At 42.1% G+C, this 16,789-nt stretch carries 16 protein-coding genes; all 16 read left to right on the top strand.

What is annotated here, in order from left to right; all coding sequences use genetic code 11:
* Positions 1 to 6: 6 nt before the first annotated feature.
* The 16 genes from KOL94_RS06880 (at position 7) to KOL94_RS06805 (ending at position 16,758) form a co-directional block, all read left to right on the top strand.
* A complete protein-coding gene (locus tag KOL94_RS06880; protein ID WP_221565167.1) occupies positions 7 to 1,197 on the top strand; it encodes a CCA tRNA nucleotidyltransferase in 1,191 nt (396 codons plus the stop codon).
* Positions 1,170 to 2,156 (top strand): biotin--[acetyl-CoA-carboxylase] ligase, encoded by a 987-nt coding sequence (locus KOL94_RS06875; protein WP_221565165.1) that lies wholly within the window; start codon positions 1,170 to 1,172, stop codon positions 2,154 to 2,156. The genes KOL94_RS06880 and KOL94_RS06875 overlap by 28 nt, the downstream gene beginning before the upstream one ends.
* Before the next feature lie 572 nt (positions 2,157 to 2,728).
* Positions 2,729 to 3,565 (top strand): 3-methyl-2-oxobutanoate hydroxymethyltransferase, encoded by an 837-nt coding sequence (panB, locus tag KOL94_RS06870; RefSeq protein WP_221565163.1) that lies wholly within the window; start codon positions 2,729 to 2,731, stop codon positions 3,563 to 3,565.
* Entirely contained in the window at positions 3,562 to 4,410 is an 849-nt protein-coding gene (gene panC / locus KOL94_RS06865; protein WP_221565161.1) for a pantoate--beta-alanine ligase, read from the top strand. The genes panB and panC overlap by 4 nt, the downstream gene beginning before the upstream one ends.
* 23 nt (positions 4,411 to 4,433) lie before the next feature.
* Positions 4,434 to 4,817, top strand: a complete 384-nt coding sequence (gene panD / locus KOL94_RS06860) for an aspartate 1-decarboxylase (protein ID WP_221565159.1) — start codon at positions 4,434 to 4,436, stop codon at positions 4,815 to 4,817.
* Between the two features lie 648 nt (positions 4,818 to 5,465).
* The gene (gene dinG / locus KOL94_RS06855) at positions 5,466 to 8,264 is read left to right on the top strand and encodes an ATP-dependent DNA helicase DinG (RefSeq protein WP_221565157.1); all 2,799 of its coding nucleotides are present in this window, start codon (positions 5,466 to 5,468) and stop codon (positions 8,262 to 8,264) included.
* 59 nt (positions 8,265 to 8,323) lie between these two features.
* Positions 8,324 to 9,226 carry a ComEC/Rec2 family competence protein gene (locus tag KOL94_RS06850; RefSeq protein ID WP_221565156.1) on the top strand — a complete coding sequence of 301 codons (903 nt, stop codon included), beginning with the start codon at positions 8,324 to 8,326 and terminating at the stop codon, positions 9,224 to 9,226.
* A gap of 425 nt (positions 9,227 to 9,651) precedes the next feature.
* Positions 9,652 to 9,822: a YpmA family protein gene (locus KOL94_RS06845; RefSeq protein WP_221565154.1), complete on the top strand. Its 171-nt coding sequence runs from the start codon at positions 9,652 to 9,654 to the stop codon at positions 9,820 to 9,822.
* A gap of 9 nt (positions 9,823 to 9,831) precedes the next feature.
* Entirely contained in the window at positions 9,832 to 10,335 is a 504-nt protein-coding gene (locus KOL94_RS06840) for a hypothetical protein (RefSeq protein WP_221565153.1), read from the top strand.
* 31 nt (positions 10,336 to 10,366) lie between these two features.
* Entirely contained in the window at positions 10,367 to 11,551 is a 1,185-nt protein-coding gene (locus KOL94_RS06835; protein ID WP_221565152.1) for a pyridoxal phosphate-dependent aminotransferase, read from the top strand.
* A gap of 91 nt (positions 11,552 to 11,642) precedes the next feature.
* Positions 11,643 to 12,935: an asparagine--tRNA ligase gene (asnS, locus tag KOL94_RS06830; RefSeq protein ID WP_221565151.1), complete on the top strand. Its 1,293-nt coding sequence runs from the start codon at positions 11,643 to 11,645 to the stop codon at positions 12,933 to 12,935.
* A 341-nt stretch (positions 12,936 to 13,276) separates the two neighbouring features.
* Positions 13,277 to 13,513, top strand: a complete 237-nt coding sequence (locus KOL94_RS06825) for a hypothetical protein (RefSeq protein ID WP_221565150.1) — start codon at positions 13,277 to 13,279, stop codon at positions 13,511 to 13,513.
* Between the two features lie 19 nt (positions 13,514 to 13,532).
* Positions 13,533 to 14,246: a DnaD domain-containing protein gene (locus KOL94_RS06820; protein ID WP_221565149.1), complete on the top strand. Its 714-nt coding sequence runs from the start codon at positions 13,533 to 13,535 to the stop codon at positions 14,244 to 14,246.
* 18 nt (positions 14,247 to 14,264) lie between these two features.
* Entirely contained in the window at positions 14,265 to 14,924 is a 660-nt protein-coding gene (gene nth / locus KOL94_RS06815) for an endonuclease III (protein WP_221565148.1), read from the top strand.
* On the top strand, positions 14,917 to 15,438 hold the full coding sequence (locus tag KOL94_RS06810; protein WP_221565147.1) for a YpoC family protein: 522 nt from the start codon (positions 14,917 to 14,919) through the stop codon (positions 15,436 to 15,438). The genes nth and KOL94_RS06810 overlap by 8 nt, the downstream gene beginning before the upstream one ends.
* Positions 15,439 to 15,486: 48 nt before the next feature.
* Entirely contained in the window at positions 15,487 to 16,758 is a 1,272-nt protein-coding gene (locus KOL94_RS06805) for a glycoside hydrolase family 18 protein (protein ID WP_221565146.1), read from the top strand.
* Positions 16,759 to 16,789: the final 31 nt, after the last annotated feature.

The following is a 16,789-nucleotide window of genomic DNA, read 5'->3' as shown; positions in this document are numbered from 1 at the left end:
CTTAAAATGTCCTTTACACTTGCAAATGAAATTATTGAGGAACTTGAGCATAATGGATTCGAAGCCTATATCGTCGGAGGTGTCGTACGAGACCGTCTGTTAGAACGTCAAACAGGTGACATTGATATAGCGACGTCAGCAATGCCTGATGAAGTACAAAGGATATTCTCGAAAACGATTCCTGTGGGGATTGAACATGGTACGGTCATCGTCCGGCATGGCAATCAATCCTTTGAGGTGACAACTTTCCGTACAGAAGGCCGTTATGAAGACTTCCGCAGACCAACGGAAGTCCATTTCCATCATTCGATCGAAGCAGATCTCTCGAGACGGGATTATACAATCAATGCCCTGGCTCTCGATCGTTATGGGAGTATAATCGATCCATACGGCGGTCAGGATGATATTAAGCACAATCTTCTGAAGGCGGTTGGTTTACCAGCAGAAAGGTTCAAAGAAGACCCTTTGAGGATGATGAGAGGAATCCGCTTTGTATCGATACTTGGATTTGAATTTGAAGAAGAAACCTATTCCGCACTAGTGGAAAATGCTTATCTTCTTAAAAAAATCTCAGTCGAACGTATACGGGATGAATTTGAAAAGATGCTGTGCGGTGAGCATTGTGAGCACGCACTGGACTTGCTTGAAAAGTCTAAAGTGAATCAACATTTGCCAGGAGGACCGTTCGATCTACAAATCTACCTTGGAAAATATCGATGGGGAAGCCTGAAATCCATCGAGGAACGCTGGGCAGCATTTCTTATCCGTAATAGTGTGGAGGATGCAAATGAATGGCTGCGTGTATGGAAACTGCCGAATCAAGTGAAGGCAAAAACGGTTCTGATTGTTTCTCTTATTCAAGGTCTAGTCGACTGTGCTTCTATGCTAACAATCTATAAGTATGGTTTAGACGTTCTAAAATCAGTACTACGAGTAAAGCGGTTCCTTGGAGACGAACTGGAATTGGAAGAGGAGGATCTGGAAACTTTACATACGCAGCTCCCTATCAAAAACCGATCTGAACTGGCAATGGATGGGAATGATCTGCAACGATTTTTAAAAAGGAATCCAGGTCCTTGGATTGCAGAGTATATCGAACAAATCGAGCGAGGTGTCATTGAGGGGAAGATTGAGAACACCCCCTCAGGAGTGAAGGAGTGGATTGAGGAATGGCAACAACCACAAGGGAAAGATTGATCAGTCTCCTGTCAGACACAGAAAATTATAAGTCTGGGCAGAAATTAAGTGAAGTGTTGGGTTGTTCAAGAACGGCTGTGTGGAAACATATCGAGGAACTGAGAAAAGAAGGGTATGTCGTTGAAGCTGTGCAAAAAAAGGGATATCGGATAACCACAAGACCCAATAACCTTATACCAGGAGAAATCAAACATCAACTTGACACAAAAAAGCTCGGTCATGAGATCCATTATGAAGAAAGTGTCGCCTCTACCCAGGAGATTGCCCATCAGCATGCACTGAAAGGAGCACATGAAGGGTCGATCGTAATTGCGGACGAACAAACATCCGGCAGAGGAAGACTTGGAAGAGCCTGGCATTCTCCGAAAGGAAGCGGGGTATGGATGAGTGTGATCCTGCGGCCGAAAATTCCTCCACAAAAAACACCACAGCTTACGTTGCTTGCTGCGGTTAGCGTCGTGCAAGGGATTGAAGAAGTCACAGGGGTTGATGCACAAATCAAGTGGCCGAATGATATTTTGATTGATGGGAAGAAGGTAGTCGGCATCCTTACAGAGCTTCAAGCAGAAGCAGACCGAGTCAATTCAGTCATCATCGGTATCGGGATCAACGTCAATACACCTCAGGACGCTTTCCCTGATGACATTGCTGCTATTGCTACATCTCTGAAGATTGCAAGTGGAAAAGAAGTTGAAAGGGCATATTTGGTCCGCGCGATATTAGAAAAGATGGAGAAGCTTTATCATCTGTATCTGGATCATGGTTTTACTCCGATCAAACTATTATGGGAAGGTTCGGCAGCAAGTCTTGGAAAGCGGGTACGAGTACGGACAATCACAGGTGAATTATACGGAAACGCTCAAGGGATTACGGAAGAGGGTGTCCTATTAGTGGAAGATGACAAGGGAACGATACATCGTGTGTACTCTGCAGATATTGATATCCCTCGAGAATCCTAAGAAAACCATCACGATTTGATCCTTTTGACTGTTAATGGTACCGGGAGGCTAGAATCGTGAATGATATAGTGAATTAGTAATTAGTGGCCATCTAGTTAGAAGGACTTAGGTGTCCACTTTTTGTGGATGTATAAATTTAGACTCTTGTATCAATCAATTGTGCCACTGCTAAGTCACCTGGTTATTATCAGGTATTCTTTTAACACAGTAGTGCATTATCTGCTATAATGATCATATAGGCGGTATCGTATCAACGAACTGCACTTATTGACATGTGTATACGTTTTGATTTCGTGATTGTTATGGTTCTGCCTTGATCCGAACATAGGACATGGACAGAGGGATGAAAGTTTGTAAGCGTTTTAACTCCCTTCTTTCTCATTGTCTGAAAGAAGGTTTTTTTAATGCAACGGCTCATTCGTGTCTACTGTTGATTTTGCGAAATTCACTCCCTTTCAGCGGGCGATCCGCAGGAGTATTGCAAATTTCGCTTACAATCAACAATCAAAGCCAATGCATAAAGATTATACATCGCTTTCATCTGCCTCTGATTTTGAAAAAGGAGGAAAAGTATGAAACTGATTGGTGATTTTAAGAAGATGAAAGAAGAGTATGAAAAAATCGTGATGCTGACAAGCTATGATTTTCCTTCCGCAAAAATTGCAGAAGAAGCAGAAGTCGATATGATTTTGGTGGGTGATTCTCTTGGTATGGTCGTACTCGGATATGATTCGACCATACCAGTAACGATGGAGGATATGATCCATCATACGAAAGCGGTGAGGAGGGGGGCATCAAAAACGTTCGTGGTAACTGATATGCCTTTCATGAGTTATCATACATCTACATCTGATGCCTTAAAAAATGCTGCCCGTCTCATGCAAGAAGCAAATGCTGATGCAGTCAAGGTCGAAGGGGCGGGAGACGTAGTCCAGGTCATTGATCGGCTGACAAATGCTGGTGTTCCTGTGGTAGGTCATTTAGGATTGACGCCGCAATCTGTTGCCGTTTTGGGTGGTTACAAAGTCCAAGGAAAAGATGCTGCAGCAGCGGAAAAATTGATCAAGGATGCTCTGGCTATTGAAAATGCAGGTGCATTTGCATTGGTGTTGGAATGCGTGCCCCGTCAGCTTGCAGAATTAGTAAGTAAACGTTTGTCAATACCGACGATCGGAATCGGGGCGGGAATAGGGACGGACGGTCAGGTTTTGGTTTACCACGATCTTATCGGTTACGGGGCACATCGCGTACCGAAATTTGTAAAGCAATATACGAATGTATCCGAACAAATCGGATTATCGATAAAAAATTACGTCGAGGAAGTAAAAGAAAGGCGTTTTCCTGAAGAAAAACATACTTTCACGATGAAAGAAGAACAGTTGGCATCCCTTTACGGAGGAAAAATATGATCATCATTGAAACAAGGAAAAGAATGCAAGAGTACATGAGGGAAAAAAAACAAAATGGATTGACGATCGGGTTTGTTCCGACGATGGGATTTTTACATGAAGGTCACGTTTCATTGATGCGTCGCGCCTCTCAGGAATGTGATATCGTTGTAACGAGTATCTTCGTCAATCCCCTCCAATTTGGTCCGAGTGAAGATCTAGATCGCTACCCGCGTGATTTTGAAAGGGATCAGAAGATTGCACGCGAGAATGGGACTGATATACTCTTCTATCCTTCCAATGAAGAAATGTATCCAAATGATGCTGGGACTAAACTGGTTGTAACAAAAAGGACGGAAGTACTCTGCGGAGAAAAGAGACCAGGTCATTTTGATGGTGTCGTGACAGTCCTGACGAAATTGTTCCATATCATCCAACCTGACCGGGCTTACTTTGGTCAGAAAGATGCACAGCAGGTTGCAGTAGTGGATGACCTGATTCGTTCGTATTTTTTTCCGGTTAAGTTGATAACGTGTCCGACTGTCCGTGAAGAAGATGGTCTCGCAAAGAGCTCAAGAAATGTAAACTTGAACGAAAAGGAGAAGGCAATCGCTCCAAAACTTTTTGAAGCCCTTACAATAGCAAGTGATAAAGCAAAAAAAGGGGCGACGGTTTCTGAAGTCCGACAAGACATGTTGGATCAAATGAATGGATTGGAATATGGAAAGATCGACTACGTCGAACTATTATCTTATCCAGAGTTAGAGATTGTCGACTCGTTTGGGCAAAAGACCATCATCGCAGTAGCATATCGTTTTGAAAACGCACGTTTAATCGACAATATCATCATAGAGGCCGTTCGATAGCAAATGAAAGGGGAAGACAGGCAATGTTACGTACAATGTTGAAAGGTAAAATCCATAGAGCCAGAGTTACAGAAGCCAATCTCAATTATGTAGGTAGCATCACAATCGATGAAGATATTTTAGATGCTGTTGGTATGATTCCGAACGAAAAGGTGCAAATCGTAAATAATAATAATGGCGCTCGTTTCGAAACATACATTATAGCTGGTGAAAGGGGAAGCGGCACGATTTGTTTGAATGGAGCCGCAGCACGTCTTGTACAAACTGGAGATGTCATCATCATTTTGAATTACGTGATGGTTCCCGAGGAAGAAGCACGTAGCCATAAACCAGCTGTTGCGATTATGGATGAGAACAACACGATCATCGAACAGATATCATATGAACCAGAAGCAACAATCCTATAGGAGCTCTCCACGTGAGAGCTTTTTATTTTGTATAATGTTAAGGTTCTTTGTGAAAGCAGCAATCTTCTTTCATTGCACGAACAAATGTTAAAGCGTAAAATATAACAAGAGATAAGGTAGTGAAGCGGAGTGCGATCTTTGCATGCGCACCCGCTTTTTAAAGGCAATTAAGTGCTCTTATTAATCATTTTTGCGAAATTTCGCTCCCTTTCTACGGGCAAACGAAAAGCGGAAGCGACCTGCTTAGTCACGTAGGTCACTGGAAGACTGACGAGGAGGCCCCTGCCGCCGCAGAAAAGTCTGAAGTGATTCAAGTGACTGGTCGCTGAGATGGACATCACTTCTATGTCTTGACCTACTTCCGCAAGCCTCCTAGCTCACTTGCACAAGGTGTGATGCTTCGACGTTCTCCACAAGACCACGGACTTACGCTCCATCCTTGTAGTTTTGTGCCGAGTAACCGGTGGCGCAGGACGTGTTAGTCGCGAATTTCGCTAAGATAATACTGTCAAATGAAATCAAAACTCACATTAAAAAGGGCAAATAAGCTGAAAGGCTTAGCTTTCCCGAGTTTTCTTTATATGTAGCAGACGAATGCAGTTAAAAAGGAAAGATTTCTTCGTTTGCTTCGATTCTTGAGGTGAAACCATGAACAATAAATATGTTGTCCTTGACCTTGAAACGACAGGACATTCTCCAAAAAATAAAGATAAAATCATCCAAATCGGCTTGGTGGTCGTCCAAAACGGTACTATCATCGATCGATTTTCGACATATGTAAACCCCGAGATGGTGATACCTTCTTTCATTACTTCTTTGACTGGAATCAATCAAGCAACAGTGGATGAGGCGCCCACTTTCGATGAAGTGGCACCAGAGCTATTAAAGCTTTTGGATGGTGCTTGCCTCGTTGCTCATAACATCAAGTTTGATTTGACCTTTTTGAATGCAGAGCTGGACAATGCAGGTTATCTCGAATGGACAGGGATGTTGCTCGATACGGTAGAGTTATCACGTATCCTCATGCCTAATTTGGATTCGTATAAACTCAGCCAGTTGTCAGAATCCCTTGCATTGGATCATTCACAACCTCATCAAGCCGATTCTGATGCAGAGGCGACTGGATTATTGTTGGTGGAATTATTGAAACTCCTTGATCATCTACCTTTACTGACACTACAGCGTCTGCATCCATTGCTTAAAGGTCTGCACAGTGATGTCGCGGATCTCGTCCAAGAATGTGTCAATCGTAAATTAGGGCAATTGGAGGAAGAAGTGCCAGACCTCGATGTGTACCGCCAACTGGTGTTGAGGCAAATGAAAGAGGTGGCTCTTGATGAAGAATATGTTGATGAATCACTGACTCATCAACATATTCAAGAACGTTTTGCTGAAACATTGCCGAATTACGAAAAAAGATACGGACAACTTGAAATGATGGATGTCGTCGGAAAATCGCTAAGTGAGGGACGGCACGCAATGATCGAAGCGGGAACGGGAATCGGAAAGTCACTGGGATACCTGATACCAGGGTTGCTTCATGCGAAAAAGACAGGTCGTCCGCTTATCATAAGCACTCATACAGTCCAGCTCCAAGAACAACTGCTTGACCGGGACATCCCCTTGTTGCAGCAAATGATCCCATTCAAATTCAATGCAAGTGTATTGAAAGGTCGTAACCATTACCTATGTCTACGAAAATTTGAGCAACAACTTGATCAAATTTATGATAATAATTATGATGTTCTGCTTGCGAAAGCACAGTTGCTTGTCTGGTTGACGACGACTGAAGAGGGGGATATTGAAGAATTGAATCTTCCTTCTGGGGGTCAGTTGTTTTGGCATCAGGTGAAAAGCGACGCGAATTCGTGTTTAAACCATAGGTGCCCTTGGTTTTCAAGGTGTTTCTATCATCGTTCCAAAAGGGAAGCATACGATGCAGATATCATCATAACCAATCATGCATTGCTTTTTACTGATCTTGTGAATGACCATTCGTTGATTCCTTCTTACAAGGAAGTCGTCATTGATGAGGCGCATCACTTGGATGATGTTGCAAGTGATCACTTCGGTATGCAGACTGATTATTTTGCGTTTCATCGGACACTGGAAAGGTTAGGGACTTCAGAAGAAACAACAGTCAACCTCTTTTTGAAACTTACAGAAATATTGGATACTGTAGACATTACCTATGATAAGAGTAAAATTACGGATGCCCTAAAAGATCTAAAGGTGGAAATCGATCAGCTTTTCAGTATGATCAAAACATATGTACTTTCCAAAGGGCGAAAAAAATCGGAAGTAGGAAAGATTAATTTCCGTTTCACCAATTTCGATGTTGACCAGGATTGGTATGGTGAAATGAAGGAAGTTTTCGCAAGGGTGCAGCTTCAGATTAATGACCTCATCCGTGAGTGTCGTAATCTCCTCAAAAAAGCACAGGATCATGAGGAACATTTTAATGTCTATCAAAAAGGGATCCTTGTGGATTACAGTGGTCTTCTCAATAAATTAGATGAGGAGCGAAACCTGCTTGCACATATGCTCCTTGGTAGTGATGAAGAAGAAGTATGCTGGATTGAGACGGATCCCGCCGGTGCAAGGAATGCAGTATCCATTTATAATCAACCGATCGATATTTCCTCCAGGCTTTCGAAAGAGTTCTTTGAAAAGAAAAGAAGTGTTATTTTGACATCTGCGACATTGACGATACGAAACCGTTTCGATTTTGTTCGGAAAAGACTTGGAATGAATGATGAAACTGCATCTGTTCAACTCCAATCTCCTTTCAGTTATCGTGATCAGGCGAAAATCATGATTCCTACTGACCTGCCGATGATCAAAGATGTTTCAACGGAAAATTACGCAGCGACGATTGCGGCATCAATTTATAGAATAGCCCATGTGACAGACGGGAGGATGCTTGTCTTATTCACAAGCTATGATATGTTGAAAAAGACATATCATCGATTTAAAGAGCTTGCAGAACCAGAAGATTTTTCATTGATTGGTCAGGGAATCGATAGCGGTAGCCGGGCAAGGTTGACGAAGCATTTCAAGCAGTTGGATCGTGCCATACTTTTCGGTACCAGCAGTTTTTGGGAAGGTGTTGACATACCAGGCAACGATCTCTCCTGTCTGATTATCGTGCGTCTGCCATTCAACCCGCCTGATAACCCCGTAATTGAAGCTCGTAGCGAACAGCTTCGTAAACAAGGAAAGAGCCCTTTCATGGAGCTTTCACTTCCACAGGCGATCATACGGTTTAAGCAAGGTTTTGGACGATTGGTACGTTCCTCGACCGATCATGGCGCGGTGTTTGTGTTCGATCGACGAATCGTCACAACAAAATATGGAAAGATTTTTCTCAGTTCCCTCCCGGATGTACCGGTACAGGAAGGGAAGATGGATGAACTGTTGGATGACCTCGAAGACTTTATAGGTTAAGTTATCAAGGTCAGCATACACTATAAATAAAGACTACCGTTTTTGCGGAGGGATTTATTGTGTATAAAAGGCCAATGATGATTTTCAGCTTATTCTTGGTCATTCTCCTTATCACCAACATTCCGGTTAAAGATGAGCCGGTATTTTTTATGAATGAAGAGTTGCCTGGAAATGCGATTAAAGAACTGGACCTCAATCTGGACCAAGAGGATTTAGCAATATCTTTTTTGGAGCTTGAAAGCGGAGAGGCTACACTCATTCAAGACAGTCAAGGAGAAAATGTCCTGATTAATACTGGAAGTGAACTTTCCGCAGCACAATTCAAGCGCCAGATGGAAATTTTCCAGGTAGATCGTATTGATACACTGATTCTGACGAATATAGGCAAACAATTCACTGGTAACCTGCCCTGGCTATTAAAAAATGTAGAAATTGGCCGGATAATGGTGGCTGGAATCGCCGCAGAGGATTTCATTGAGCGTTACCATATACCAGAAGGCGTCGTCAAACCCTTGGAAGCTGGAGAAGGGGTTGAACTGCTTAATAAGATATCCCTTAGAGTCAAATATATTGAGGAACGACAAGGGAAAGGAAAAGGTGGTATGGCATTGAACCTTCAGTACGGTGTGCATCATTACCTTTATATGGGGGTAGCGAATGGTGCTGCAGATAAGGCAATCATCGTTGATGGTTCATTAGATGCGGAACTGATCAAAGTCGCCGGTTTCGGTCATTACTTTGGAACAAGTGATGCCCTGTTGGATCATGTGAAGCCTGAAGTAGCGGTCATTTTCAAGAAAGAAGGCTATCGTGCCAGCGAAGAAGTGCTTTCCAGACTAGAGGAACGATGGACGGAAATATTAAAGCCGAATGAACAGGGGATCGTAATGGTGAAAACGAACAAGAAACAATATGAAATCACCCAGATCCCATTGATCAAGCCGAAAGTCGTATACAAATGAAGCTGACAAAATAATATTTTCACTGTGTCATTAGCACATGAGGAGGCTTACGGTGAGCCCGCGAAAAGGAATGGATTTCGTAATAGCCCATCATTAATGGTTAATCAAAATGCCTTTTAAAAAATGCATTGATCAAGGTAATAAAACGTATAAAAATGTTCATGAAAAGTATTGAAAAAGGCGATGGAATCGTTGAAAATAAACAAGTAGGTAAGAAAAAAAGGGGCTGACTTCAAAAAGTCAGCCTAAAAAGGTGTAGGGAAGGAAATATATAATGCAGTCGTTTTAAGAACTGCTTGGTTGATACTTTTATTTTGTCCCTAAACAAAAGAGTTATTGAAGGATAAAACAGGAAAGCCAAACGATGTTTTTGCCGAAGAGCATCGATCGAACTATAATGGCAACAGGATGAGGTGGAATGACAAATGGAAAGTAAGATAGAAATACTTTCTACTGTGAAGGTTCAATCTTCCAGTGATCTCTACAAAATTGTGGATGCGTTGAACCGGACGCTTAAACATCAGGATTTGATGTTCGGGTTGGCTTTGGATAAAGACGATGAAGATAAGATGGTCTTCACCATCTATCGAACATAGGGGTAACGGATGAAGAAAACGTTATATCTATTGGGAGCATTTCTATTTGTGACGTTAGTGATCGGTGTATCGTATTATTATTATGTTTGGAATGAGTATGGCAAGGGGCAACAGAAAAGTGTTGCGATAGCAAAAGCTGAATATGATGTCACTCAAGTTGAGGACATCGAGCATTATAACGGTTCACATGGCGCTTTCGATGTGATCCGTGCTAAGGTAGACGATGAAGACAGCTATGTTTTCGTTCCACTATCTGATGAAAATGACTTTCATGTACTGGGAACTGAAGATGGTTGGAATGTCGAGAAAGTGAAACAATATATACAGCAAGAATTAAATGCCGATAAAGTTGTTTCAATTCGGATAGGTTTGGAAAAATACCGTGAAACTTCTTCATTCACACCTGTTTGGGAAATCGTATATAAACAAGGCGGAAGCAGATATACGTTCCATTACATACGATTCAAAGACGGAACTTTTTTCAAAGCTTACACAATGAACCAAAAGTTATAGTTCAACTAAGTAATTTATTGGAGGGTTTGTAATGAAATTAGCAAAGCGGGTAAAAGCATTGACACCATCAAGCACATTAGCGATTACAGCAAAAGCAAATGCATTGAAAGCGGAAGGACACGATGTCATCGGTTTGGGTGCAGGTGAACCAGATTTCAACACACCTGGCCATATCCTGGAAAGTGCGCAGAATGCCATGAATGAAGGGTATACAAGATATACACCCGCTGGAGGTTTGCAGAAACTGAAAGAAAGCATCATCCAAAAGCTTCAACAGAATCAGGAGCTATCTTATGTCCCTGGTGAAGTCATCGTAACGACTGGCGCAAAACATGCTTTATATACGTTATTCCAGGTCCTATTGGATGAAGGAGATGAAGTGGTTGTACCGACACCATATTGGGTGAGTTATCCTGAACAAGTGAAGCTTGCTGGCGGGACTCCGGTACACGTCGAAGGTAAGGAAGAGAATGGATTTAAACTTACTCCTGAACAACTGCAAGATGTCATCAGCGATAAAACGAAAATTCTGATCTTGAATTCTCCATCAAATCCTACTGGAGCGATCTATTCTTCTGAAGAATTGAAAGCGATCGGTGATGTGTGTCTCAAACATGACATAATGATCGTTTCGGATGAGATCTATGAAAAACTGACTTATTTTGGAGAGCGTCATGTTTCGATTGCACAGTTATCTACTGAATTAAAAGAGAAAACGATCATCATCAATGGTGTCTCGAAATCCCATGCGATGACAGGATGGAGAATCGGGTATGCTGTTGGTAACCGTGATGTGATCCAGGCAATGACGAATCTTGCGAGTCACAGTACATCAAACCCTACTTCGATTGCTCAACATGCGGCGATCGCAGCATATGACGGTACTCAGGAACCGGTTGAAGAAATGAAGAAGGCTTTTGAGGATCGTCTCAACAAAGTCTATGAGCAATTGGTCAAGATTCCAGGATTCAAATGTGTCAAGCCTAAGGGGGCGTTCTATTTGTTCCCTAATGTGACAGAAGCGATTGAGCTCACAGGATTCAATACTGTTGATGAGTGGGTGGAAGCAGTACTTGAGTATGAAAAGGTCGCCCTAGTTCCAGGAAGCGGGTTTGGTGCTCCAGATAACGTACGTTTATCGTATGCGACATCACTTCCTGTTTTGGAGGAAGCGCTGGAACGTATCAAGAATTTCATGGAAATACATCAAAAATAAGGGCCGGTTGTTTATCGGCTCTTGTTTATGTAAAATAAGGAAAGCAAATCAAAAAGTAAATTGTAGAGTTAACATGGGTGGAGGGAATATTGTGAAAACCACAATTCAATTATTACGCGATCATATTGGCGAAAAAGTGACAATCGGAGCTTGGCTCGCCAATAAACGCTCTAGTGGAAAAATTGCATTCTTACAATTACGTGATGGCACTGGATTTGTCCAAGGTGTCGTCGTAAAAAAAGAAGTCGAGGAAGATGTATGGACGACAGCAAAATCAATTACACAAGAGTCAAGCCTGTATGTGACAGGGACCGTCCAAAAAGATGACCGTTCTCCAACAGGTGTCGAACTTGTCGTTACTGGATTGGAAGTGATCCATGAATCTGTCGACTACCCGATCACACCGAAAGAACATGGTACCGAATTCTTGATGGACAACCGTCATTTATGGTTACGTTCTAGAAAGCAACATGCCATCATGCGTATCAGAAACGAAATTATCCGTGCTACATATGAGTTTTTCAATAAGGAAGGATTTGTAAAGATCGATCCTCCAATTTTGACTGGGAGCTCTGCAGAAGGGACAACAACGTTATTCCACACCAAATACTTTGATGAGGAGGCCTATCTTTCACAAAGTGGACAGCTTTACATGGAAGCTGCTGCAATGGCTTTTGGTCGGGTTTTCTCCTTCGGGCCGACTTTCCGGGCTGAAAAATCGAAGACTCGGCGCCACCTAATCGAATTCTGGATGATCGAGCCGGAAATGGCGTTCGTGGAACATGAAGAAAGCCTTGAAATCCAGGAACAATACGTCGCCTTCTTAGCAAAATCTGTGCTTGAAAATTGCCGGGTAGAGCTTGAAACCTTAGGGCGTAATATTGAGAACCTTGAAAAAATCAAAGCTCCTTTCCCGCGGATTTCGTATGATGAGGCAATCGAACTGCTTAAGGAAAAAGGTTTTGATGATATCGAGTGGGGAGAAGATTTTGGAGCTCCTCATGAAACGTCAATTGCCGAAAGCTTCGATCAACCAGTGTTCATTACGAACTATCCAAAGGACATCAAAGCATTTTATATGAAGCCGCATCCTGAACGCGATGATATTGTATTATGCGCAGACTTGATCGCGCCGGAAGGTTATGGTGAAATCATCGGTGGGAGCCAGAGGATTGATGACCTCGAGCTGATGAGTAAACGCTACGAAGAGCATGACTTGTCAGATGATGCATATAAATGGTATTTAGAACTACGGAAGTATGGCAGTGTCCCTCATTCTGGGTTCGGGCTTGGTCTAGAGCGTACTGTTGCCTGGTTATCAGGCATCGAGCATATTCGTGAGTCCATTCCGTTCCCGCGTCTGCTCAATCGTTTATATCCTTAATAAGTATCGAATAAGCGTTTTATACCCTGAAAAGCACTAGTGTAGAAGTCGTCATGCTTGCATGTTAGACTCTAGTACACCAAGTGCTTTTCTTCTCTTTGTACAAACACGGAGAGTTCAATTTCATGTACTTTTTTATGGAACAAGATTTTTGTTTTATGTCATGTCCCAGTTTTAATTGAACATTTCCGATGATTTATGTACATATTATCGTTTTTATCAACATTTATCGTTTTTCGACAATTTTTACAACTGAGCGAAGTTTTATACTTAAGAGAAAACTGAACCTTTTCTAAGAGAGAAGTCTTTAGAAAAGGTCTGATTCTAAAAGCTTGTTGCTAATGGAAAGTTGTGTTGTAAAGAAAGATGCTGAAACCTTTTGGCAGTGGAAATATGTGAGACTCCAGCGGGAAAAGCAAGCTAAGCGAGACCCCGCAAGCGAGGAACGAGCTGAGGAGGCTTGCAGATTGTCCGCGGAAAGCGAGCATATTTCCAAAAACAATGCCAAAACAGCCTTAGAAAAAATAAAAAACCGATTTGAAGGAAATCAATCATCGGTATTGGTTGATTTGTTATAATGAAGGGGAGGTGTGTGTGATGAAAAAAGATAGTTTTTTAAATTGGATAGAGATGGGGACGATATCCATACCCAATGTTCTTTTGGCAAATTATTGCCGACTTGGACTTGATGAAGAAGAATTGATGGTTTTATTACATATGCATTCGTTCCTTGAAGGTGGAAACCATTTTCCTACACCGCAACAATTATCAGCGAGAATGACGATTACGCCTCATAAATGTATGCAAATTTTAAGGACTTGCATTCAAAAAGGGATGTTGAAAATAGAAGAGCAGGAAGACTTTGTACAAAAGATATATTCTGAAACATATACACTCCAGCCCCTATGGGAGAAGTTGATCAGAGTTTTAGAAGAAGATCAGATTGATGAAGATCGTGAAAAAAGCCAGGAGGAAGAGCAGCAGATCTACACAATCATGGAAAAAGAGTTCGGCAGACCATTATCACCGATCGAATGTGAAACGCTATCGATGTGGCTTGATCAGGATCAACACGATTCCTCGATCATCATTGCTGCTTTGAAGGAAGCAGTATTATCCGGAAAACTCAACTTTCGATACATCGATCGAATTTTATTCGAGTGGAAGAAGAACGGAATTCGTACCGTCGACGAAGCGAAGCAATATGGTGAAAAGTTTCGGCAACAGCGATATAAGAAATCAAGTTCGCATCAGAGCACATCAAACGGAAAGACGGATTTTCCGTACTATAACTGGCTCGAACAATCGTAATAAAGGACGCGATCATTCATGTTAACAAAGAAACAAATCCGAGAAGTTTTAGATGAAATAGGAAATATGTTCCCTGAAGCCCATTGCGAATTGCACCATACGAACCCTTTTGAACTGACGATTGCGGTTTTGTTGTCGGCGCAATGTACAGATGCACTTGTCAATAAAGTGACACCAGGTCTATTTGATAAATATAAATGCCCGGAAGATTACTTAGCTGTTCCATTGGAAGAATTACAAGAAGACATCCGTTCAATTGGACTGTTCCGAAACAAAGCTAAGAACATCCGGAAGCTTTCTCAAATCCTTATTCATGAGCATGGAGGTGTGGTTCCTCAAAATCGTGATGAACTGGTGAAGCTGCCTGGTGTAGGACGGAAGACTGCGAATGTCATCGTGTCTGTCGCATTTGGGGAACCTGCCATTGCAGTTGACACACATGTAGAGCGGGTATCCAAACGGCTGGGGATCTGCAAATGGAAAGATAGTGTGCTTGAGGTTGAGAAAACATTGATGCGTAAGATTGCAAAGGAAGAGTGGTCCGAGACTCATCATCGTCTAATTTTTTTCGGACGGTACCACTGCAAGTCTCAAAACCCCCGGTGTACTACCTGTCCTCTCCTTTACTTATGTCGCGAAGGTCAAAAAAGGATGAAGAAAGTGAAAGAGAATGTCTAACAGGACAATTCAGCTTCCGGATAAATTCATACATCCTTTATTCGGTAACGACGATCTCACCTATGACGAGACGATGAATACCGTTGAATTGATGGAAGTGCCTTTTTTGCTGGATCTACTTGATGAAACAGAGCAATTCCAGCAAAGAAATATTGATCGCTCAGTATTGTGTACCAGTTTGTTTGAACGTTGGAGAGAGGAAAAAGTCGAGATTTCTAAAATGTTTTCCCAACGTAACCGACAGGCAGCCCGCCCAAAAATGATTGCTGGAATCAGATGGTTCATTACATTAATCTATTGGACCAATAAAAAGAAAGTGAAACGGTTAACTCATTTGAAAGAAGAGTTGACCCTAATGGAAATACAGCCTGTAAATCTTTATGAACGCCTTTCATTCCTTATGGGAAATCCAGATCATTACCAGTCTTTCATCCAATTGAGCCAGCTCTATGATGAAATTGAAAAGATGTGGATGCTGGAAGAACGAAAAAAACAGCATATGGACAACAATTGACAACATAGGATAATAGCACGATTATGTCGGGCAGGAGGGACTATATCCATGCAAATCCATGTTGTGAGAAGAGGACAATCTCTATGGGGAATCTCTCATCAGTATGGTATACCTTGGCAGCAAATTGTCGATTTGAATGGTCTGGAAGCTCCAGATCAGCTAGCAATCGGTCAAACACTGCTGATACCAACGCAAAATAGGTATACTGTGCAGCCGGGAGATTCTTTTTTCAGTATAGCGAATAAAACGGGTGTCTCGATTGAACAGTTGAAGAATGCGAATCCGCAAATTCAGGGAAATATTTTATACCCAGGTCAAGTGCTCCGTGTGCCACAAAGACCGAAAACGACCGCACTGGTGAACGCATATGCCGAGCCATTTGAAAATTCGGTGCAGAATGCAAAGACTGCTGGAAATGCATTGAGCTGGTTGTCTGTGTTCAGTTATCACGTTGATGAACAAGGCAACATTAGACCTTTGGATAATGATGATGCATTGATCGAAGTAGCGAAGGCGAACAACGTGAAACCAATTATGACCGTGACGAATATTAAAGAAGGAGCAGAGTTCGATACTGATTTAGCAACAGCTGTCCTGAAAAATGACCAGATCCAGAATACACTGATCAACAATATTGAAACAGTGATGAAAAACAAAGGATTCCAGGGTGTCAACATCGACTTCGAGTTTTTAGGAAGTCAGAATAAAGAGCCCTATAACCAATTTTTGCGGAAGCTGGTAGCAAAAATGCGGCCACAAGGTTATGTTGTATCTACTGCTCTCGCACCGAAGATAAGTGCCGATCAAAAAGGTGTCCTTTATGAAGGGCACGATTATAAAGCACATGGAGAGATCGTTGATTATGTCATCATCATGACATATGAATGGGGCTGGAGCGGAGGACCGCCGCTACCAGTAAGTCCACTTCCAGAGGTAGAAAAAGTACTGAGATATGCATTAGCGGAAATTCCAAAAGAAAAACTGGTAATGGGAATCAACTTATATGGTTATGACTGGACATTACCGTATGTGGAGGGAGGACCTTTCGCGAAAGCTTTGAGTGTGCCTCAGGCGACTCGTCTAGCATATACTAGACAAACTGAGATTCAGTATGACGAGGAAGACCAGGCTCCTTACTATACGTATTATGATGAAAACGGTAAGGAACATATCGTTTGGTTTGAGGACTTGAGAAGTATGTCAGCTAAATTCGACTTGATCAAAAAGCTAGATATAGCAGGTATGTCTTTCTGGAATCTTGCCTTCCCATATAAACCTCTTTGGCCACTGATCAAAGATCGGTTCAATATCAAAAGATGATAAGATGAAAAACCCTGAGTGAAATGTCCAC

The organism is Alkalihalobacillus sp. TS-13 (genome assembly GCF_019720915.1).
Classification (GTDB): Bacteria; Bacillota; Bacilli; order Bacillales; family Fictibacillaceae; genus Pseudalkalibacillus.
This window is presented reverse-complemented; position numbering and strand designations above follow the sequence as displayed.